Source organism: Streptomyces sp. NBC_00045 (assembly GCF_045041095.1).
GTDB lineage: Bacteria > Actinomycetota > Actinomycetes > Streptomycetales > Streptomycetaceae > Streptomyces.
Window position 1 is genome coordinate 5,312,839 of the sequence record NZ_CP108271.1, and the last position, 18,905, is coordinate 5,331,743.

General features: G+C 73.6%; 16 protein-coding genes. 11 read left to right on the plus strand and 5 right to left on the minus strand.

Annotation, left to right across the window (positions count from 1 at the left end):
- Positions 1–27: 27 nt before the first annotated feature.
- Complete coding sequence (locus OHA65_RS25070; protein ID WP_030153623.1) at positions 28–978, plus strand: amino acid ABC transporter permease; 951 nt, start codon at positions 28–30, stop codon at positions 976–978.
- Positions 975–1,742, plus strand: coding sequence for an amino acid ABC transporter ATP-binding protein (locus OHA65_RS25075; RefSeq protein WP_328763637.1), 768 nt, complete (start codon positions 975–977; stop codon positions 1,740–1,742). The genes OHA65_RS25070 and OHA65_RS25075 overlap by 4 nt, the downstream gene beginning before the upstream one ends.
- Positions 1,743–1,839: 97 nt before the next feature.
- On the opposite strand, the gene OHA65_RS25080 is transcribed toward OHA65_RS25075, so the two are convergent.
- Positions 1,840–2,595 carry a class I SAM-dependent methyltransferase gene (locus OHA65_RS25080; protein ID WP_327285369.1) on the minus strand — a complete coding sequence of 252 codons (756 nt, stop codon included), beginning with the start codon at positions 2,593–2,595 and terminating at the stop codon, positions 1,840–1,842.
- Between the two features lie 81 nt (positions 2,596–2,676).
- Here OHA65_RS25080 and OHA65_RS25085 point away from each other — a divergent pair, with 81 nt between their 5' ends.
- Positions 2,677–3,306, plus strand: a complete 630-nt coding sequence (locus tag OHA65_RS25085) for a CGNR zinc finger domain-containing protein (RefSeq protein ID WP_405762457.1) — start codon at positions 2,677–2,679, stop codon at positions 3,304–3,306.
- Here OHA65_RS25085 and sodX read toward each other — a convergent pair.
- The gene (gene sodX / locus OHA65_RS25090; protein ID WP_327285371.1) at positions 3,210–3,629 is read right to left on the minus strand and encodes a nickel-type superoxide dismutase maturation protease; all 420 of its coding nucleotides are present in this window, start codon (positions 3,627–3,629) and stop codon (positions 3,210–3,212) included. The genes OHA65_RS25085 and sodX overlap by 97 nt on opposite strands.
- Positions 3,630–3,812: 183 nt before the next feature.
- Here sodX and sodN point away from each other — a divergent pair, with 183 nt between their 5' ends.
- Positions 3,813–4,208, plus strand: coding sequence for a superoxide dismutase, Ni (sodN, locus tag OHA65_RS25095; protein WP_008741558.1), 396 nt, complete (start codon positions 3,813–3,815; stop codon positions 4,206–4,208).
- 88 nt (positions 4,209–4,296) lie between these two features.
- On the opposite strand, the gene OHA65_RS25100 is transcribed toward sodN, so the two are convergent.
- Positions 4,297–4,482, minus strand: a complete 186-nt coding sequence (locus OHA65_RS25100; protein ID WP_010061466.1) for a DUF6104 family protein — start codon at positions 4,480–4,482, stop codon at positions 4,297–4,299.
- Positions 4,483–4,615: 133 nt separating this feature from the next.
- On the opposite strand from OHA65_RS25100, the gene OHA65_RS25105 reads away from it, so the two are divergent.
- The 7 genes from OHA65_RS25105 to fxsT all read left to right on the plus strand — a co-directional run bounded on the left by OHA65_RS25105 (position 4,616) and on the right by fxsT (position 17,109).
- The gene (locus OHA65_RS25105; RefSeq protein ID WP_327285372.1) at positions 4,616–6,697 is read left to right on the plus strand and encodes a trypsin-like peptidase domain-containing protein; all 2,082 of its coding nucleotides are present in this window, start codon (positions 4,616–4,618) and stop codon (positions 6,695–6,697) included.
- Between the two features lie 25 nt (positions 6,698–6,722).
- Positions 6,723–7,754: a MoxR family ATPase gene (locus OHA65_RS25110; protein WP_327285373.1), complete on the plus strand. Its 1,032-nt coding sequence runs from the start codon at positions 6,723–6,725 to the stop codon at positions 7,752–7,754.
- A 6-nt stretch (positions 7,755–7,760) separates the two neighbouring features.
- Positions 7,761–10,922: an SAV_2336 N-terminal domain-related protein gene (locus OHA65_RS25115; protein WP_405762459.1), complete on the plus strand. Its 3,162-nt coding sequence runs from the start codon at positions 7,761–7,763 to the stop codon at positions 10,920–10,922.
- Between the two features lie 90 nt (positions 10,923–11,012).
- Positions 11,013–11,219, plus strand: a complete 207-nt coding sequence (gene fxsA, locus OHA65_RS25120; RefSeq protein ID WP_327285375.1) for an FxSxx-COOH cyclophane-containing RiPP peptide — start codon at positions 11,013–11,015, stop codon at positions 11,217–11,219.
- 256 nt (positions 11,220–11,475) lie between these two features.
- Entirely contained in the window at positions 11,476–12,786 is a 1,311-nt protein-coding gene (locus OHA65_RS25125; RefSeq protein ID WP_327285376.1) for an FxsB family cyclophane-forming radical SAM/SPASM peptide maturase, read from the plus strand.
- On the plus strand, positions 12,783–14,039 hold the full coding sequence (locus OHA65_RS25130) for an HEXXH motif domain-containing protein (protein WP_405762461.1): 1,257 nt from the start codon (positions 12,783–12,785) through the stop codon (positions 14,037–14,039). Before OHA65_RS25125 ends, OHA65_RS25130 begins: the two co-directional genes overlap by 4 nt.
- A gap of 64 nt (positions 14,040–14,103) precedes the next feature.
- Positions 14,104–17,109, plus strand: coding sequence for an FxSxx-COOH system tetratricopeptide repeat protein (gene fxsT, locus OHA65_RS25135; protein ID WP_328763649.1), 3,006 nt, complete (start codon positions 14,104–14,106; stop codon positions 17,107–17,109).
- A gap of 179 nt (positions 17,110–17,288) precedes the next feature.
- Here the strand turns inward: fxsT and OHA65_RS25140 are convergent, their stop codons facing one another.
- Both OHA65_RS25140 and OHA65_RS25145 read right to left on the minus strand, forming a co-directional pair.
- Positions 17,289–17,663 (minus strand): hypothetical protein, encoded by a 375-nt coding sequence (locus tag OHA65_RS25140; protein ID WP_266625558.1) that lies wholly within the window; start codon positions 17,661–17,663, stop codon positions 17,289–17,291.
- 149 nt (positions 17,664–17,812) lie between these two features.
- Complete coding sequence (locus OHA65_RS25145; RefSeq protein WP_405762462.1) at positions 17,813–18,529, minus strand: hypothetical protein; 717 nt, start codon at positions 18,527–18,529, stop codon at positions 17,813–17,815.
- Positions 18,530–18,905 lie beyond the last annotated feature (376 nt).

Here is an 18,905-nt window from a genome sequence, read left to right on the forward strand (position 1 = left end):
TCCACGCTCCACTGAAGGGCAGTCATTGTGACTGACAAGATCGAAAAGGGTCCGGCCGAGAACCCGCCGGCCGGACCCGGCGCCTCGGGCCTCCCGTACGAGGCCATCAAGGCAATTCCGGTGCGGCACTACGGCCGCTGGGTCAGCGGCGTCGTGGTCGTCGCGCTGCTCGTCTGGCTCGTCTACGCGTTCGCCAACGGCAACGTCATCTGGGCGACGGTCGGCGACAAGCTGTTCGACCCGGCGGTTCTGAGCGGTCTCGGCAACACCGTGATCATCAGCGTCTCGGCCATGGCGCTGGGCCTCGTGCTCGGCATCCTGTTCGCGGTGATGCGCCTCTCCAAGAACCCGGTGACCGGCGCCGTCTCCTGGCTCTACATCTGGTTCTTCCGCGGTACCCCGGTGTACGTCCAGCTGCTGGTGTGGTTCAACCTGTCGCTGATCTTCCAGTACATCAACCTCGGTCCGATCTACAAGAACGAGACCGTCGACATCATGACCCCGTTCATGGTCGCCCTCCTGGGCCTCGGCCTGAACGAGGGCGCGTACATGGCGGAGATCGTCCGGGCCGGCATCCAGTCGGTCGACGAGGGCCAGACCGAGGCCGCCCACGCGCTCGGCATGCCGCAGACGAAGACCATGCGCCGGATCGTGCTCCCGCAGGCGATGCGCGTGATCATCCCGCCGACCGGCAACGAGTTCATCAACATGCTGAAGACCTCCTCCCTGGTCTCGGCCGTGCAGTACACGGAACTCCTGCGGGCTTCGTCGAACATCGGCAACACGGCCGGTGCCATCATGGAGATGCTGTTCGTGGCGTCCTTCTGGTACCTGGCCCTGACCAGTGTGTTCAGCGTCGGCCAGTACTACCTGGAGCGCCGCTTCGCCCGTGGTTCCACGCGGAACCTGCCGCCGACGCCGTTCCAGCGTCTGAAGGCCAACCTGAACATGTTCCGCCGTACGGAGGTCGCGCGATGACCACTCAGCCGATGGTCAAGGCCGAGGGCGTCCACAAGTCGTACGGCGCCGCCCACATCCTCCGGGGCATCGACCTTGAGGTCGCCCCGCGCGAGGTCTTCTGCCTGGTCGGCCCGTCCGGCTCCGGCAAGTCGACCTTCCTGCGGTGCATCAACCACCTGGAGCGCATCAACTCCGGGCGGCTCTCGGTGGACGGCCAGCTGGTCGGGTACAAGCAGAAGGGCGACAAGCTCTACGAGCTGAAGGACAGCGAGGTCGCGGCCCAGCGCCGCGAGATCGGCATGGTCTTCCAGCGCTTCAACCTCTTCCCGCACATGACGGCCATCGAGAACGTCATGGAAGCCCCGGTCATGGTCAAGGGCGAGAGCAAGGCCGTGGCGCGCGAGCGCGCGGTCCGCCTCCTCGACCGCGTGGGCCTGGGGGACAAGGGCGGGAACTACCCCACACAGCTCTCCGGCGGCCAGCAGCAGCGTGTGGCGATCGCCCGCGCGCTGGCCATGGAGCCGAAGCTGATGCTCTTCGACGAGCCCACCTCGGCGCTCGACCCGGAGCTCGTCGGCGACGTCCTCGACGTCATGCGGGACCTGGCCGAGTCGGGCATGACCATGATCGTGGTGACCCACGAGATGGGCTTCGCCCGCGAGGTCGGCGACAACCTCGTCTTCATGGACGGCGGCGTTGTGGTCGAGTCCGGCCACCCGCGCGAGGTGCTGGGCAACCCCCAGCACGACCGGACGAAGGCGTTCCTGTCCAAGGTGCTGTAACCGCACGCGGTGCGTGAGGGGGGCGGTACGGGAATCCCGTACCGCCCCCCTCCACGTTCTGAAGTTCTCACTTTCCTACAAGGGCGCTGTTCCCGTCCTACTTCAGGCCTAGGACCAGCCCGTCGGAGGGCGAGCGCCAGATCGTCCGGGCCTCCGAGAAGCCCGCCTCGCGCAGGGTCCGGGCGTGCCAGGCGTCGTCGGGGGTGTCCCCGTCGGCGTGCTCGCCGTAGATCTCGAAGCGGCGCTTCGTCGGTTCGGCGAGCACCGGGTCGGCGGCCGCGAGGGCCCACCAGTCGGCCCAGTCCAGCGCGCCGGCCGCGCGGGCCCGGTCCATCCCGGCGTGCCGGTGGGCGCGCTCGGCGGCGTTGATCCCCGGGGTCGCCGGGTCGGGCATGTGGTCGGCGTTCATGAAGACCCCGCCGGGGCGCACCAGCGGGGCGAGCTGCCCGTACAGCACGGCGAGCCGCGGGCTGTGCAGCCAGTGCAGGGCGGTGGCGGTGAGGACGGCGTCGTACGTGTCGTACGGGAGCGCCGAGGTCCAGTCGGGGTCCTTGAGGTCGGCGGTGACGAAGGTGACGCGCCCGTCGCCGTCGAAGTGGCCCCGGGCGATGGTCAACAGCGCCGGGTCGAGATCGACGCCCGTGCTGGTGGATTCCGGGAACCGCTTGAGGACGCGGTCCGTAATACTTCCCGTACCGCACGCCAGGTCGAGGACCCGGGGGGCGGGGCCCACCAGTGCCTCGACCATGTCCAGCATCACCCGGAACCGCTCCTCGCGGTCGGGCATGTACCACTCCTGCTGCCGGTCCCAGCTCTCCTGCCAGACCTGCCAGTCGGTCGTGGTCCGCACCATCGTCCACCCTCCAGCCGTAATACCCTCGAATACATCTCAGCCGTTACCTGAGACACTAATCCGCAGCCGTAAGGACTACAAGTGGAACTGGCCCATTACTCGGACTATGCCGTGCGCCTGGTCAACACCGAGGAGCCGGCCCGCAACAAGGATTCGCTGACCTCGGTGGACGCCGTCCGCGGCCTCTTCGGCACCGGGGTCCAGGCCGCCCGCCGGGCCACCGACGCCGACGTCACCCGCTTCCGCAACGTCCGCGGCCGGCTGCGCGCCGTCTTCGAGGCCGCCGACGGCGGCGACCACGTCCTCGCGGTCGACCTGCTGAACTCCCTGCTCATGGAGTTCCCGGTCAGCCCGCAGGTCTCCGGCCACGAGTACCTCGACGACGAGGGCCACCCGAACTGGCACATCCACCTCGCCGACCACCCCTCGAACGCCTCCGCCGGCTACGCGGCGATCGCGTCCTTCGGCCTGGCCTTCCACCTCACCGAGCACGGCCCCGACCGCCTCGGTCTGTGCCAGGCCGCGCCCTGCCGCAACGCCTACCTCGACACCTCCACCAACCGCTCCCGGCGCTACTGCTCCGACCGCTGCGCCACCCGCGCCAACGTGGCCGCCTACCGGGCCCGCAAACGGCTGGAAGCCGAGGCGTCCGGCCAGAGCGGACGCAACGCCGACACCGCCCAGGACGCCCGCGCCCTCAGCGAACTCTGATCCGCCGCGCGCGGCCTGAACCGCAGCACCGCCGTCGCCAGCACCAGCTCCTCGGGCACCGTGCCGTAGTCGGTGCTGTCGCCGGTCTCGTTGTACGGGTTGTCCCCGAGCACCCACCAGCCGCCCGGCCGCCGCTCCACCGCCCGCTTGACCACCAGCAGGTCCTGCTGGAAGGGGTGCCGCAGCACCACCACGTCACCCGGGCGCACGGCGGCCCCGTACCGGACCACCAGCCGGTCCCCGTGCAGCAGCGTCGGCACCATCGAGGGCCCCGCCACCTCCAGCACCTCGAACGCCATCCGCGAGTGCCTCCTCTCCGCCATGCGCGACCTCCTCGCCCGCTCTCGCCCCACTGCGCATGGTGCCGCACACTCCCGTACATTCACTCACCGGTCCGCACGCCACCCTGGACTTTTGTCCTAAGCCCCCGGGGCCGCTCGCGAAAACCCCCTTCCCACGGAGTAATCTCCCCTCTTGAGAAGACGATCACGAGGAGGACAAACTCCATGCTTTCCCGCCTCTTCGCCCCCAAGGCGAAGGTCTCCGCCCACTGCGATCTTCCGTGCGGCGTGTACGACCCTGCCCAGGCCCGCATCGAGGCCGAGTCCGTCAAGGCCGTCCAGGAGAAGTACCAGGCCAACGAGGACGCCGACTTCCGCGCGCGCGCCATCACCATCAAGGAGCAGCGCGCCGAGCTCGCCAAGCACCACGTGTCGGTGCTGTGGAGCGACTACTTCAAGCCCCCGCACTTCGAGAAGTACCCGCAGCTGCACACCCTGGTCAACGACACCCTGAAGGCCCTCTCGGCCGCCAAGGCGTCGAACGACCCGGCGACCGGCCAGAAGGCCCTTGAGCTCATCGCCGAGATCGACCGCATCTTCTGGGAGACCAAGGCCGCCTGATCCAGGCCCTCCCCGAGCACGGCGAAGGGGCCCGACCGTCATGGTCGGGCCCCTTCGCCGTGCTCGGGGACAGTGCGTCCCGCGTGGACTATTCGTCCTCGTCGTCCTCGTCGTCCAGCCGCGCGAGCCACGTGGCCAGGCGTTCCACCGGGACCTCGAAGTCCGGGTTCAGGTCGACGAAGGTGCGCAGCTGCTCGGCGAGCCACTCGAAAGTGACCTCCTCCTCGCCGCGCCGCTTCTCCAGCTCCTCGATGCCGCGATCGGTGAAGTACAAGACGGGCTCCGTGCCGTGATGATGGTGTGCAGGGGGACGTTTCCCGCCAGGATAATCCGCATACCCGCCGAGACCTCCCGCCCTGCGGGACCCGGCGCTAGCCTGGACTGCCCAACACCTGAGGGGGCAGGGGATGCCGGACGGGCGCACGGGCGGCAGTGCGCGCGCCTTCGAGCTCCTCGAACCCCTCGTCCGGGCGGCCACCGTGCGCGTCCACGCGGCCCCGGACGGGTATGCACCCGGTGGGACCGGTCCCACCTGGGGGAGTGGCTTCTTCATCGCCCCGGGCTGGGTCCTGACGTGCGCGCACGTCGTCGGTGAAGGGGGTGCAGCGGTGCGTCTCGTGGGGCGTGAGCTCGGCATCACCTTCTCCTCCGGCGCCGACGGCGCCACCGGAACTGTCACCGGCCGCGTCGAGTGCGTCCTGCCCGAGCGGCTGGAGGAGCGCCGGCCCGCCCGGCACGCCCTGTGGGACCTGCCCGACCTGGCACTGGTCCGGGTCCTCGCACCGATCACGCACGCCTGCGTACGGCTCACCGACCGCGGTAGACCACGCCTCGACGAGGTCGCCTACTTCGGCTGCACCGAGGACCTCGGCGCCCCCGAGATCACCGGCCGCACCACCCGGCTGCGCGGCACCGCCGGCGCAGGCGCCGCCCTGCGCCTGGGCAGCGACGATGAGATCGAGCCGGGCATGTCCGGCGGCCCGGTCGTCGACCTGGCCCGCGGCGAGGTCATCGGCGTCGTCAAGGCCCGCCGGCACACCGGAGGCGGCGGAATCGCCGTCTCCGTCGTGCAGTTACGCACCCTGCCGCTGGCCGCCACCGGCCAGGTCGGGCTCTACCGCCGCGTCATGCAGGCCCACGACCTGTACCACTACGACCAGCACCTGAGCGATCTGGGCAGCAGCCGCACCTGGACCGACGTGCACGACGAACTCCCGACCGGCGGCGACCCGTACGAGGGCCGCAGACGACTCACCCCCGCCGAGCTCACCACCCTGTGCGGGCTGCTCGCCGAACTGCCCCCGCCGCGCTCCTCGGAGGACGTCCGCGCCCTGGTCGAGGCGGCCCGCGGCGAAGAACCGGACCCGGGCCTGCCGGCTCCGCTCAGCTGGCGCGACGGACTCGGCATGCTCCACGACCCGCCGGGCGGCACCGGCGAGGCCGCCGTGATGCTCCGGTACGCGACCGACGTCAGCGTCGCCGACCACCGCGAGCCCCCCGCCCCGGGCTCCGACGAGGAGCTGTGGGACTGGGTGCGGACCACGGCCGAACGGCTCTGGCGGCCCCTGCGCCGCGAGTTGGGCGAGCGGCGCGATCAGGGCCTCGCGCAGCGCGACCGGCGCCGGCGCGCCCGCGCCGACCGGCACCCGAACGGGCACGCCCGGCCGCCCGGCGGGCTGCCCCAGGGGCCTTCGGTGCTGCTGGAGGCGTGGGCGCACGGCTGGGAAGACGTCTACGACTGGCGCGTCTCGGTGCTCTACGGGCCCGCCCACCCGGGCCGGGTGACCCCGGTGGACTCGGGCGTACGGGTCACCCGCGCGGGTCTCGCGGAGGTGCTGCGGGCCCCCCTCGCCGAGGCCTTCCGGCGCTGCGACACCCACGAGGCCGCCGCCCTCCTCGAAGTCGCCGTGGCGCCCGAACTGTTCGGCCTGCCCGTGGACACCTGGACGGTGGCGGGCCGGGTCCCGCTGGGCGCCCAGCGGCCGGTGGTGTTCCGCTACCCGGCCGGTAGCGCAGACACCCCGCCCGACGAGGAGGACGTCCACCGCCGGGCCGACCGCTGGACACGCGTCCAGGCCGGGCCGGTGCTCGACGAACGGGCCGACTGCGCGCGCGGGCGCCCCCGGACCCCGGCGCCGGAATGGCTCGACGCACTGCCCGACAACACCGTGCCCGTGCACTGCCGGGCCGCCGACGCGGAGCCCACCCGCGGCTCCCTGTACGCGGTCCACGACGCCGGATACGGAGTGGCCGTCACCCGGCGGCCCCCGGCCGATCCGGCGGCCGACTGCGCGCCGTTCCACCGCGGGCTGCGCGAGGAGCTGACCGAGGCGGGGCGGGGAGCGCCGCTGCCGGTCCGGCTCCAGGCACTGCGGGCACGCGCGCACGGGGCCGACCCCGACGCGTACTGGGCCGACGGGATGGCCCTCGTATGGGACGACCCGGCCCGCGCGCTGCCCGACGACGAGCCGCTGCAGGGAGACCTGTGACGGGCGGGACGGGGAGGGAGCAGGCGTGAACGAGGAATGGCTCATCTACCGGGGGGTCGGCGAGCCCCACGACGGGATCGGGGCCCTGCCCGATCCGCCGCCGTGGCGGGACTTCGACGGAGGTCCCGTCGGCGAACCCGGGGGACCGGCGGACACCGCCGACGGCAACGTCGCGCGGCGCCTCGGCGCGCACCGGCAGGCCGCCGAACTGCACCGGCCCGAGCCCGAGGAACTGGAAGCCATCAACGCGGCCCTGTACCTGCGCCGGCCGCTGCTCGTGACCGGCTACCCCGGAACCGGGAAGTCCACCCTCGCGCACGCCGTCGCGCACGAGCTGAAACTCGGCCGGGTACTGCGCTGGCCCGTCGTCTCGCGGACCGTGCTCCAAGAAGGCCTGTACCGCTACGACGCCATCGCCCGGCTCCAGGACGTGCAGATCGCCGCGAGCGGCGGCGCCCCCGGCGGAGCGCCCGGCACCGCCGGCCAGGCCCCCGGCATCGGCAAGTACATCCGGCTCGGACCGCTGGGGACGGCCCTGCTGCCCACCGAACGGCCCCGCGTCCTGCTCATCGACGAGCTCGACAAGAGCGACATCGACCTGCCCAACGACCTCCTGAACGTCCTGGAAGAGGGCGAGTTCGCGCTGCCCGAACTGGAAAGGGTCGCCGACACCGAACCCGAGGTGCAGGTGCTCACCGACGACGGGGCCAAGGTCACCGTCCGGGGCGGCCGGGTCCGCTGCCGGGCCTTCCCCTTCATCATCCTGACCAGCAACGGCGAACGGGACTTCCCGGCCGCCCTGCTGCGCCGCTGCATCCAGCTCAAGCTCGGCCAGCCCGGCGAGAAACGCCTCGCCACCATGGTCCGCGCACACCTCGGCGAAGAGGCCGCCCAGCTCGGCGCCGACCTGATCCGCGAGTTCCTCAGCCGCTCCCAGTCCGAACTCGTCGCAGCCGACCAGCTACTGAACGCCATCTACCTCACCCACTACGCCGCCCCACCCACCCGGGAGGACCTCGCCGACCTGCTCATCCAGCGCCTCGACCGCCCGAGGTGAGCGCCCGTGTCCCCCGACCGGCCACCCGTCCCCGCCGCCCTGCGCGACCTCGCCGCCCTGCTGCGCGCCGCCGGGCTCGACCCCACCGCCGAGGAACTCGCCGACGCGCTGTGGCTGGCCGGGCGGATCGGCCCGCCCGGCCCCGCCGCCCCGGACCGGGGCCTGACGGCACAGCCCCGGAAGCCGCGGACCGCGGGCGGGACGCCGCCGCCCGAGGAGGAACCCGTACGGCCCGAACCCGAGCCCGAGGACCCGGTCCGGCTCTACGCCTCCCGGGTGCTGGGCGCCGTGACCGAGGAGGCGGCCGAGTTCCCCGCGGGCGCCGGCGTGCCCGTACGGGTGCCCGGAGCGGCCGCCCTGCCCCGCATCCTGGAGATCCAGCGGGCCCTGCGCGCCCTCCAGCGGCACCGCCCGCCCGGCCCGCCCACCCGCCTGGTCCTCGACGAGCCCGCCACCGCCGAGGCCAGCGCCCGCGCCCTCGGGCTGGTCATCCCCGTACTGCGGCCCGAAACGCGGCGCGAGGCGACCGTGCGGCTGGTGATGGACGCCTCCCCGTCGATGGCCGTCTGGCACGACATGTTCGAGGAACTGCGGTCCGTGTGCGAGCGCCTCGGCGCGTTCCGGGACGTGCAGGTGCACTACCTGCACCGGCTCGCCGACGGCCGGGCCGCCGTCGGCCGCGGACCCGGCGCCGGCACCCGGCTGCGCTCCGGGGACCAGCTGCGCGACCCGACCGGGCGGGCGCTGACCATGGTCGTCTCCGACTGCGCCGGGCCGCTCTGGCGCGAGGGCGAGGCCCAGCGGCTGCTGCACCGGTGGGCCGAGTGCACCCCCTGCGTCGTCGTCCAGCCGCTGCCGCAGCGGCTGTGGAGCCGCAGCTGGCTGCCGACCGAGCGGGGCACCCTCACCCGCGCCGAGGGCAACGCCGGCCGGTTGCGCTTCCGGCCCGACCGGCCGGCCCGCCCCGGGCGGCCCACCGGCGGGCTTACCGTCCCCGTCCTGCCGCCCAGCGCCACCGCGCTCGGCGCCTGGGCCCGCCTCGTCGCCGGGCTCGGCACCGGGCCCGTGTCCGCCGAGGTGGGCCGGGTGCTCGTCGACCACCCCGCCGCGCCCCTCCCGCCGCCGCGCGCCGTCCGCCCGCCGCGCGAACTGGTGCGCCGCTTCCGCGCCTCCGCGTCACCGCGCGCCGTACAGCTCGCCGTGTACCTGTCGGCGGCGCCGCTGACGCTCCCCGTGATGCGACTGGTGCAGCGCACGATGCTGCCGGACTCGGAGCCCTCGGACCTGGCGGAGGTGCTGCTCAGCGGGCTGCTGCGGCGCGGCCAGGCCGCCGGGCAGTGGTACGAGTTCGTGCCCGGCGTCCAGGACGTCCTGCTGGGGCCGCTCGGCCGGGACGAGGCCGCGCTGGTGCTCAAGCACTGCTCGGAATACGTGCTCGCGCACTTCGGGCGGGGCGTACGCAACTTCCCCGCGCTGGCCGTCTCCCAGCTGACCGGCGCCCCGGTGGTCGAGGAGGACGGTGAGGAGCGGGTCCCCGCGGGCCGGCTCCCACAGGCCTTCGCCGAGGTCTCGGCACGCGTCGTGCGGCGCTACCTGCCCGGGCCGCCCGCCGGGGACCCGGCCGCCGCCGAACCCGTGGCGCCCCCGCCCGGGCGGGCCTGGGCGCTGCGCACGGCCCGCGACCGGCTCGCCGCGCAGGACCGTCAGGGGGGCGACGGCGGCCAGCGCGGACTGTACGAGGCCGCCGCCGTCCTGCGCCGCGCGGTGGTCGTACCCGCCGGACCCGAGGACCTGCCGGGCGAGGCGGAGTGCGAGCTGGCCGCGGTGCTGCTGCGCCTGTGGGCCGGCCAGCGGGACCCGGAACTGCTGGCGGAGGCCGAGCGGGCGGTGAGCGGGCTCGCCGCCCCGCCGGCCCGGGCCGTACTGGGCAGGGTGCTGTACGAGCGGGCCCTGGCGGCCGAGCCCGACGCGGAGCTGCTGGCCGCGGCGGAACGGGAGTTCGCGGCGGTCGCCGGAGTCCCCGACCCGGACATGGACCCGCGGCTGCGGCTGGACTGCGTGGTGCGGCGGGCCCAGACCCTGGTCCGCCTCGGCGAGCTCCGCGAGGACACGGGCGCGCTGCGCGAGGCGCGCTCCGCACTGGAGGCGGTGGCCGACGACCCGTCCTGCGACCCGGCGGTGCGACCCGCCCTCGGCCGGGTCCTGCTCGCGCTGCTGCCCCGCAACCTCGACCCGCAGGAGCGCACGGCCCTGGCCGGTCAGGCCGCCGAGCACCTGGCGGCCGGGCTGGCCGCCGAGCCGTCGGGAGCGGCGGCCGCCCGCGTGCGGGTGGAGCTGGCCACGGCCCTGCGGTACCTGCCCGGGCGGCTGGAGGAGGCGGCCGGGCAGTTGGACCTGGCCCTGGCGGAAGCCACCGGCGACCCGGAGCTCAGGCTGGCCGCCCTGGTGTGCCTGGCCCGGGTGCACCGGGCCCGGTCCGGGCGGGACGCGGACCCGGCGGCCCTGGAGGACGCGGCCGAGGCGTACGGCAGGGCCCGCCGGCTGATCCCCCGCGACGGGGAGGCGTACGGGGAGCTGCTGCCCGAGTGGGGCGACGTACTCCTGGACCGGGCGCGGGCCGCCGACGGGCGGCGGTTCACCTCGACGGCCGTACGGGTGCTGCGCGACAGCCGGGCGGCGGTCCCGCAGTCCGACCCGCGCTCCGCGCAGCGGCTGGTGCGGCTCGCGGAGGGGCTGCGGCTGCGGCACGCGTACGAAGGGGACGTGGTGGACCTGAGGGAGGCGGAGTACCTGCTGGAGCTGGCCGTCCGGCAGGGCCGCAGCCCGCTGGAGCAGGCCCGCGCCTGGCGGGAGCACGGCGACGTCCAGCAGGAGATCCACGCGCACACCCGGGCGCTGGACCGGCTCGACCGGGCGGCGGACTCCTACCGGCGGGCGTGGCGGGCCGCGCTGGCCGCCGACCGCGAGGAGCGGCGGGACGTGGCGGTGGAACTGGCGGCGCGGGTGCAGGAGATGCGGGGTGAGGTGCTCGAACGCCTGGCGCGGCCCCGGGCGGCGCTGGACGCCTACCGCTCGGCCGTGGAGCTGTGGACGCGGCTCGGGGAGCCGGCCGCGGAGCGGCGGGAGGCCCTGCGGTCCCGGGTCCGCACCCTGGAGGCGGGGCTGTGACGGGCCCGCCGGGCCCGCCCAGGCTTGGCCGCCCCGGCCCGGGGGAAGTGGACCATCGGACAGGCGACGCGACAGGGGGACGGGCAGCCCATGGTGACTCGGCAGCAGGAAGCGGAAACGGGGGGCTCCGCGACACCCGGGCCCTGTTCCGGGCAGTTACCGGACCTCTCCGGGTTCGATCTGGCCGCACTGCGCGGGATCGACCATCCCGTGCTCGCCCGGGTCATCGAAGGCATGGTGGAGCGGGTCACCCATCCCGCCGAGATCCTCAACGCCTTCGACTCGGGCGTGGCCTGACCCGGATCCCGGGCCTGAGCCCGGGCCTGACCCTGAGCCCGGGCCTGACCCTGAGCCCGGGCCTGACCCTGAGCCCGGGCCTGAGCCTGGCCCCGGCTTGACCCTGAGCCTGGCCCTGACCCCACGCCGGCCCGGGCCCCTTACGCACCGCATTCCCAAGGCAACGCAGAGCAGCCACAGTTGACCCGTTTCCGCCGTTAGCCGGTGCCGTCCGCCGGGCAGGGATGCACCGTCCGCGGCGCGGGAGGTACGAACGATGAGGCAGACCGACACGAGCGACGTCGTGCTGCCCTCCCATCGGATCCACGCCCCCTGGCCGTACGCCCGCCTCGACGTGCCCGCGCTCCGCGCCGCAGGCCACCGGCCCCACCCCGTACGACAGTTCGTGTTCAAGACGCGCAGCCGGTGCAACCTCGCCTGCACCTACTGCTACGTCTACGAGATGGCCGACCAGGGCTGGCGCGGGCAGCCCGCCGCCATGTCCCCGGCCACCGTCGCCCGCGCCGCCGAGCGGATCGCCGAGCACGCCGCCGCCCACGGCCTGACCCGCGTCGACCTCGTCCTGCACGGCGGCGAACCCCTGCTCACCGCCCCCGCCGAACTGGCCGCCCCCGTCGACGCCGTACGGGCCGCCCTCGCCCGGACCTCCCCGCGGACCCGGGTCACCGCCACCGTCCAGACCAACGGCACCCTGCTCACCCGGGGCCGGCTCACCGCGCTGGCCGCCGCCGGGATACGCGTCGGCGTCAGCCTCGACGGGGGACTGCCCGCGCACAACCTGCGCCGCGTGGACCACACCGGGCGCCCGGGGTTCGGTGCCGCCGCTCGCGGCTTGCGCCTGCTCGCCCGGCACCCGGAGAGCTACGCCGGGGTGCTCTGCGTCGTCGACCTCGCCCAGGACCCGGTGGAGACGTACGAGTCCCTGCTCGACTTCGCCCCGCCGGTCATCGGGCTGCTGCTGCCGCTCGCCAACTGGAACACCCCGCCGCCCGGCCACCACCCGCCCGGCACCCCGTACGCCGACTGGCTCCTCGCCGTCTTCGAGCGGTGGTGGCACGACGCGGTGCTGCGGACCCGGATCCGGATCTTCGAGGAGATCGTCGCCCTGCTGCTCGGACTGCCCACCGCCACCGAAACCCTCGGCCTCGCCCCCGCTGCCACCGCCGTGATCGAGACCGACGGCGGCATCGAGCAGGCCGACTCGCTCAAGTCCGCTTACGAGGGCGCCGCCGCCACCGGGTTGAACGTGGAGAGCCACGGCTTCGACGCGTTCCTCGACCACCCCGGGCTCGTCGCCCGCCAGCTCGGCCGGGAGGCCCTCGCCGACGGCTGCCGCACCTGCGAGCTCGTCGAGGTCTGCGGCGGCGGCCACTACCCGCACCGCTACCGCGCCGGCGAGGGCTTCCGGCAGCCCTCCGTCTACTGCGCCGACCTCCAGGTCCTCATCCGCCACATCGCCACGGCACTGCACACGGCCGCCGCGCAGTCGGCCCCCGGGCAGCCGGGCGCCGGCCCGCCCGGACCGACGTCCGCCGGTCAGGCACCCCGGCGGGCGGCCGCCTCATGACCGACTCCCTGACCGGCTTCACGGTCACCTCCGCCACCCTGGGCGCCCTCGCCTCCACCGAGCCCTCCGTCGACGGCACCTCCCTGGTCCGCGACATCCGCCGCTCCAAGCGGCTCGTCCTGCTGCGCGGGGTCCTCGACGCCGCCCCCGGGGGCCGGGGCGGGGAGGCCGCCGACCACTGGGCGCTGCTGGAGGAGGCCGAACGGCACGACCCCGAGGCCGTGCGCGACGTACTGCACTACCCGGCCACCGGGGTGTGGGCCGAGGAGACCCTGCGCCGGCTGCACGCCCCGTACGGGCCCCCGGCCGACCTCGGCCACCTCGGGGCCCTCGCCGTCGCCGCGGCCCTGCGCTCCAAGATCACCTTCAAGGCCACCCTGCGGCCCGTCCACGGCCGACTCGTCCTGCCCACCCTCGGGCTGCTGCGCCCCACCCGGTCCGGCCCGCTCGCCCTCACCGAAGGCTCCTGGGACCCCGACGACCCCACCACCCTCGCCCTGCACACCCTGCCCGGCGGCCGCACCGCCCTCGATGACCTCGACCCTTACCGCGCCCCCGGCCCCGCCCACCCGGCGCCCGTCCGCCCCGCCCGCCGGCTCACCCCCAAGGGCCACAAACGCTGGGACATCCAGTGGTCCGGGGCGCTCACCCTCCTCGACCGGTACGACACCGCCCGCGCCGAGGAGATCGGCCTGCTGCTGCGCTCCGTCGTCCCGCTCGGCGGCGGCTCCCGTTCCAGCGGGGCCACCCTGCCCGCGGCCGCCGGGTCCGTGCTCGCCCGTACCCAGGCCCCGCCCGCGCTGGCCGCCACCCTCGTCCACGAGGTCCAGCACGGCAAGCTGACCGCCCTCGCCGACGTCCTGACCCTGCACACCGCCGACCGCACGCCCCGCCACTGGGCCCCCTGGCGCAGCGACCCCCGCCCGTTGGAGGGACTCCTGCACGGCGCGTACGCCCATCTGGCCCTGGCCGGGTACTGGCAGCGCGCCGCCCTCTACGGCGCCCGCGGCGCCTGGGCCCAGCACGCCCGGATCCGCGCCCAGGTCGCCGCCGTTCTGCCCGCCCTCCACCGGCATCCACAACTCACCACCGCAGGACGGGAGTTCATCGCGGCCATGGCGGCCGCCGAACGGGCCATGGACGACCTGCCGCCGCCCGGCGACCAGCACGCCACGGCCCGCCGCACCGTCGACCGGGAACGCCGCGCCTGGTGCGCACAGCACCCCGAACTCGCCTCGTTCACACAGGGCTGACGGGCCGTCCGCTGCGGTACCTTTTCAACCCCGTCCACCGCCCGGATGCCAGGGAGACGGCCGCATGACCACCGGACTTCGCCAGGACCGAGACCGCGACGGAGCCGCGCAGCCGCAACGCTTCGTCATCAGCTTCGCCGGGTTCAACCGGCCCTGGGCCGTGTGGATCGCCCACCGCCTGGAGGAGCACGGCCACCGGGTCGCCCTCGCGCGCTGGGACCCGCAGTCCAGCCCCGGCCTCGCCCCGGCCCTCGACGACCTGGCCCGCAGCGGCAGCCGGGTCCTGCTCATCCTCAGCGAGCGCTTCTTCTCCGCCGGCGCCCACACCGACGAGGAGTGGAACACCGCCCTGCGCACCGTCACGGACGACCACCCCGAGCGGTTCGCGGCCGTCTGCCTCACCGACGCGCCCCTGCCCAGCGCCGTCGCCGTGCTGGAGAAGACCGACCTGTGGGGCCTGGACGCCTACGAGGCGGAGTACCGGGTGCTGCGCCGGCTCGAACTGCCCACCGACCGGATCGGCGCCGAGACCGGCCGCCGCGGCCCCCGCTTCCCCAACGACCCGCCCGAGATCTGGGGCCGCGTCCCGCGCCGCAACCCCCGCTTCACCGGCCGCAACGACGTCATCGGCCGGCTGCGCGCCGCCCTCGCCGACGCCCCGCCCGGCGCGTCGACCGTCACCCTGCTCGGACTGTCCGGGGTGGGCAAGACCCAGGTCGCCACCGAGTACGCGTACCGCTTCGCCTCCGAGTACGACGTGGTGTGGTGGGTCCCCGCCGAGGACCGGCCCACCCTGCGCGAGCGGCTCGCCGACCTGGCTCCCGCGATGGGCCTGCCGCGCGGCGCCGGCAGCTACGGCGAGCAGATCCGGGCCGTTCTGGAGGCGCTGCGCCGCGGATCCCCGTACAGCCGCTGGCTGGTGGTCTTCGACGGCTGCGACAACCCCGACGACCTCACCGACCTGCTGCCGTCGGGCGCCGGCGACGTCATCATCACCTCCCGCAACCGCGAATGGGCCTCCCGGCACACCAGCCTCCTCGAAGTCCCGTTGTACGCCCGGCCCGAGTCCGTCACCTTCATCCGCCGCCGGGCCCGCCGGCTCACCGGCGACGAGGCCGACCTGCTCGCCGAGGCCCTGGAGGACTACCCCCTCGCCCTCGACCAGACCGCCGGCTGGCTCGCCGACTCCCCGCTGACGGTGGGCGACTACCTGGCCCTGCTCCGGCGCAGACTGGACTCCCGGGAGGCCGTCACCGTCTCCGACGACTACCCGCTGCCCTTCCCCACCGCCCTGGCGATACTGCTCAACAACGTCCGGGAGAACTTCCCCGACGCGCTCGCCCTGCTGCGACTGTTCGTGTTCTTCGCCCCCGGACCGGTCCCGCTGCGGCTGCTGCGCGAGTTCCCCGCCGACGACGTGCCCGAGCAGCTCGCCGGACTGATCAACGACCAGATCAGGTGGAACGCCGCCCTCAACAAGCTCGTCCAGTTCTCCGTCGTCCGCCTCGAATACTCCGACCTGTCGGTGGAGGAGGGCGGCGGGCTGGAGACCGTACAACTGCACCGCATGGTGCACGGGATCGTCCGCGAGAACCTTTCCGAGGAGGAGGCCGAACCGCTCTCCCGCGCCGTCCGGCAGGTCCTCGCCGCCGCGGACCCGGGCCGGCCCTCCGACTCGCGGCTCTGGCCCCGGTACGCCGAACTGATCCCGCACCTGGAGACCGCCGGCGTACTGACCAGCAGCAACCCGCGGATCCAGACCTTCCTGCTGCACTGCCTGCGCTACCTGATCCTCTCCGGGGAGTACCGCACCTGCCTGCGGCTCGCCGAACAGACCGACGCCGTGTGGCGCGCGATGCTCGGCGACGACCACGACCAGGTCCGCGAGCTCAGCTACCACTACGGCGGCGCCCTGCGGATGCTCGGCCACTTCAAGCGCGCCGAGACCCTCGCCAAATCGGTCGCCGACCGGCTGCTGGCCGAGCGCGGCGACCGGGACCTGGAAACCCTGCGCGCCACCAGCACGTACGCCGGGGTGCTGCTCAGCACGGCCAAGTTCGACCGGGCCCGCGAACTGCTGGAACACGCCTTCGCCCGCTACCGCGAACTGCTCGGCGAGGACGACTCCACCACCCTCAACGCCGAGAACAACGTCGCCGTCGCGCTGCGGCTGCTGGGCCGCTACCAGGAGGCCTACGACACCGACCTCGACACCCTGCGCCGCCGCGAGCGGGTGCTGCGCGTACGGCACATCGCCACCCTCTCCTCCGGGATCGGCTGCGCGATGGGGCTGCGGCTGATGGGCCGCTACCGCGAGGCCCTCGCCCGCCAGGAACAGGGCCTCAAGCTCAACAGCCAGGTCCTCGGCCCCAACCACCCCCAGACCCTGCGCGCCGAACACAACCTCGGCATGTGCCTGCGCCGCTCCGGGGACATCCCGGGCGCCGGTGCCCGGCTGCGCAGCGTGCTGGAGCGCTCCACGCGGGTGTTCGGCGCGGAGTTCCCGTGGACGCTGATGGTGGCCTCGGACTACGCGACGTACCTGCGGGAGTACGGGGACATCGGCGAGGCCCGCCGGATCTCGGAGGAGGTCGTACGGGGCTACCAGACGCAGCTGGGGCTGGCCCACCCGTACAGCATCGGCACGGTCGGCAACCTCGGCCTCGTCCTGCGCGCCCAGGGCGAACGGGTGGAGGCCCTCAACCTGGCGGAACAGGCCCTGGTCGGCATGCGGGGCGCGGTCGGCGACCGCCACCCGTGGACCCTGGGCTGCGCCCTGAACGCCACGGGCCACCGCAACATCACGGGCCGCCTGGCAGATGCCCTGGACCTGAGCCGCGAAACCCTCCGCGGCTGCGAACAGGTCCTGGGCCCGGACCACCCGATGACCCTGAGCGCCCAGATCGCCCTGGCGGCCGACCTCCGCTCGGTCCGCGAGGACGAGGAGGCCCAGAAACACGAGGACGCCGGCATCAAGGCCCTGACCCGCACCCTGGGCCCCCAACACGTCCACACGGTCTCGGCCAAACAACAAACCCGCCCCTACTGGGACTTCGAGCCGCAGCCGTAGGTGGCGGACGCGGCACGCCCGCGTGGCGTCCGGCGCCCGGTCGCGTGGTGGCGGTGTCCACGAGACCGGGCGCCGGCGGGACCCTCAGCCGTCGTGCGAGGTGACGACGGCGCCGGAGTCCTCCGGACCGCTCAGCCGTAATAGGAGGCGAAGGGGTATTTCAGAACTCCCGGTGACGGTCACTTGAGCATGATGCTGGCACCGAAAATGTTGCCGACCTCCGCGCATTCCTTTACGTTGGCCCGGCTGAAATAGGGAGTGCTGGCGGTGCCGGTCAGCCCCTTCGCGGTCGCAGTGCAGTACCAGTTGCCAGCCCCCTTGTACTCCACCTTGTACACCTCACTCTTTCCTGCCGCTATGTTTCCCGAGCACTTCGTCGCGACGTCCGTGTGGACGCAGATGTTCGCGATGGTCGCCGAGAAGTTGCTGAGGCGGAAGGCCGCGACCGGCGCCGCCTGGCTCGCAGGCGCGGTCACGAGCATTCCCGCGCCGACGGCCGCCACCATTCCGGCGACCGTTGCCAGCCTGGTGCTCCGCTTGACGGTTCGAGACATGTTTCCTCCAGTTGGGTAATTCCGTGCTGCGATATGTGAATGGACTGGTCTGTGAGTGCGTGACGGGCGCATCGGCGGAGCTCTGGCGAATCGGCGCATTGATCTGTAAATCCCCGAGGTGAATGATCTCGGCGGTTCGGAGGCGGTCGTCAGACCTCGCATCGGTGCTGTTCGGCCTGCCGTGCGATCTCGCTGCGCTCCCGGCGGGCCGCGTCCGCCTCCTCGCGTACGCCGTCGAGTCGCTCCTCCAACTGGGCGACCCGCTCGCGGTAGCGCTCCAGCTCGGCCCGCACGAACGCCACGTCCGCCACCTGCTGCGCGGCCTCCTGGCGGATCTTGTCCGCCTCCTCCTCGAACCGGTGCTTGGCCACGTCCAGTTGGGCGACGGCCATGTCCGCGGCCTCCTCCGCCAGCGCGGTGCGCTGTTCGGCGTCCAGGGTCCGCTGGGCCGCGGCCTGGGTCACGGTCCGGATGCGCTCCTCGGCGGCGGCCGAGTCCGTGATGATGGCCAGTTCCTCGATGTAGCCCGGCAGGTCCGTGGACAGCTGGGAGATGAGCGCCACGAGGTCGGTGCGAGGGTCGGATCCGTCCATGCCCGACATCGCGGCTTCCACAGCGGCTTCCCTCGTCCGCTCGACGGGAAGGGCATCCGCGGCGGGCGCCGTCCTGGCCGCCTTCTTGGCCTCGGCCGCCTGGCGCTTCTCGTCCTTGCGCTGCTGCCGCTTGGCCCGGAACTTGCGGAACGCGCCCAGCGCGTTGTGGTCGGGGTGGGCGCAGTACCGGGGCTCGGGGTTGCCGGGCGTCGGCGCCTCGGGGTGGTTGGTGCACTCCGGGTAAGCGCAGAGGGGAAGCGTCTCGACCGTCATTTTTCCGCCTTCTCACGAAATTTCGGGCTTCCCCGGATTCGAACCGTCATCGGGTGCGGCTTGCGCCGACCGATCGCACTCGGGGATGTACGAACACGCTAGAGGCAGCAGGCGACTTGTGGACGTCCCAAGAGGGCGCGTCAGAAATCGGTAAGATCATCGGCCGCCCCGGGCCACGACAGCCGGACGGTGGTTGCCCACCCGCCTCCCACCGGCGGCGGGCGGGACTCGGTGAGTTACCGGGCGGGGTCGCAGACAGCGGCATTTGGGCGGGCCAAGTCAGCCCGTGCGCCGACTGGTTCGGGGGCGGCATCCGATCACCCCGGATCAGGGAGGGTTCGGGGTTTCCCGGCAGAACGGCACGGGTCAGCGCGCA

Bases quoted from the DNA above. Each gene is read 5' to 3' on its own strand.
- OHA65_RS25145 (WP_405762462.1), bottom strand. From the start codon at position 18,529: ATGACGGTCGAGACGCTTCCCCTCTGCGCTTACCCGGAGTGCACCAAC.
- OHA65_RS25075 (WP_328763637.1), top strand. From the start codon at position 975: ATGACCACTCAGCCGATGGTCAAGGCCGAGGGCGTCCACAAGTCGTAC.
- fxsT (WP_328763649.1), top strand. From the start codon at position 14,104: ATGACCACCGGACTTCGCCAGGACCGAGACCGCGACGGAGCCGCGCAG.
- sodN (WP_008741558.1), top strand. From the start codon at position 3,813: ATGCTTTCCCGCCTCTTCGCCCCCAAGGCGAAGGTCTCCGCCCACTGC.
- OHA65_RS25080 (WP_327285369.1), bottom strand. From the start codon at position 2,595: ATGGTGCGGACCACGACCGACTGGCAGGTCTGGCAGGAGAGCTGGGAC.
- OHA65_RS25130 (WP_405762461.1), top strand. From the start codon at position 12,783: ATGACCGACTCCCTGACCGGCTTCACGGTCACCTCCGCCACCCTGGGC.
- OHA65_RS25140 (WP_266625558.1), bottom strand. From the start codon at position 17,663: ATGTCTCGAACCGTCAAGCGGAGCACCAGGCTGGCAACGGTCGCCGGA.
- sodX (WP_327285371.1), bottom strand. From the start codon at position 3,629: ATGGCGGAGAGGAGGCACTCGCGGATGGCGTTCGAGGTGCTGGAGGTG.
- OHA65_RS25125 (WP_327285376.1), top strand. From the start codon at position 11,476: ATGAGGCAGACCGACACGAGCGACGTCGTGCTGCCCTCCCATCGGATC.
- OHA65_RS25105 (WP_327285372.1), top strand. From the start codon at position 4,616: ATGCCGGACGGGCGCACGGGCGGCAGTGCGCGCGCCTTCGAGCTCCTC.
- fxsA (WP_327285375.1), top strand. From the start codon at position 11,013: ATGGTGACTCGGCAGCAGGAAGCGGAAACGGGGGGCTCCGCGACACCC.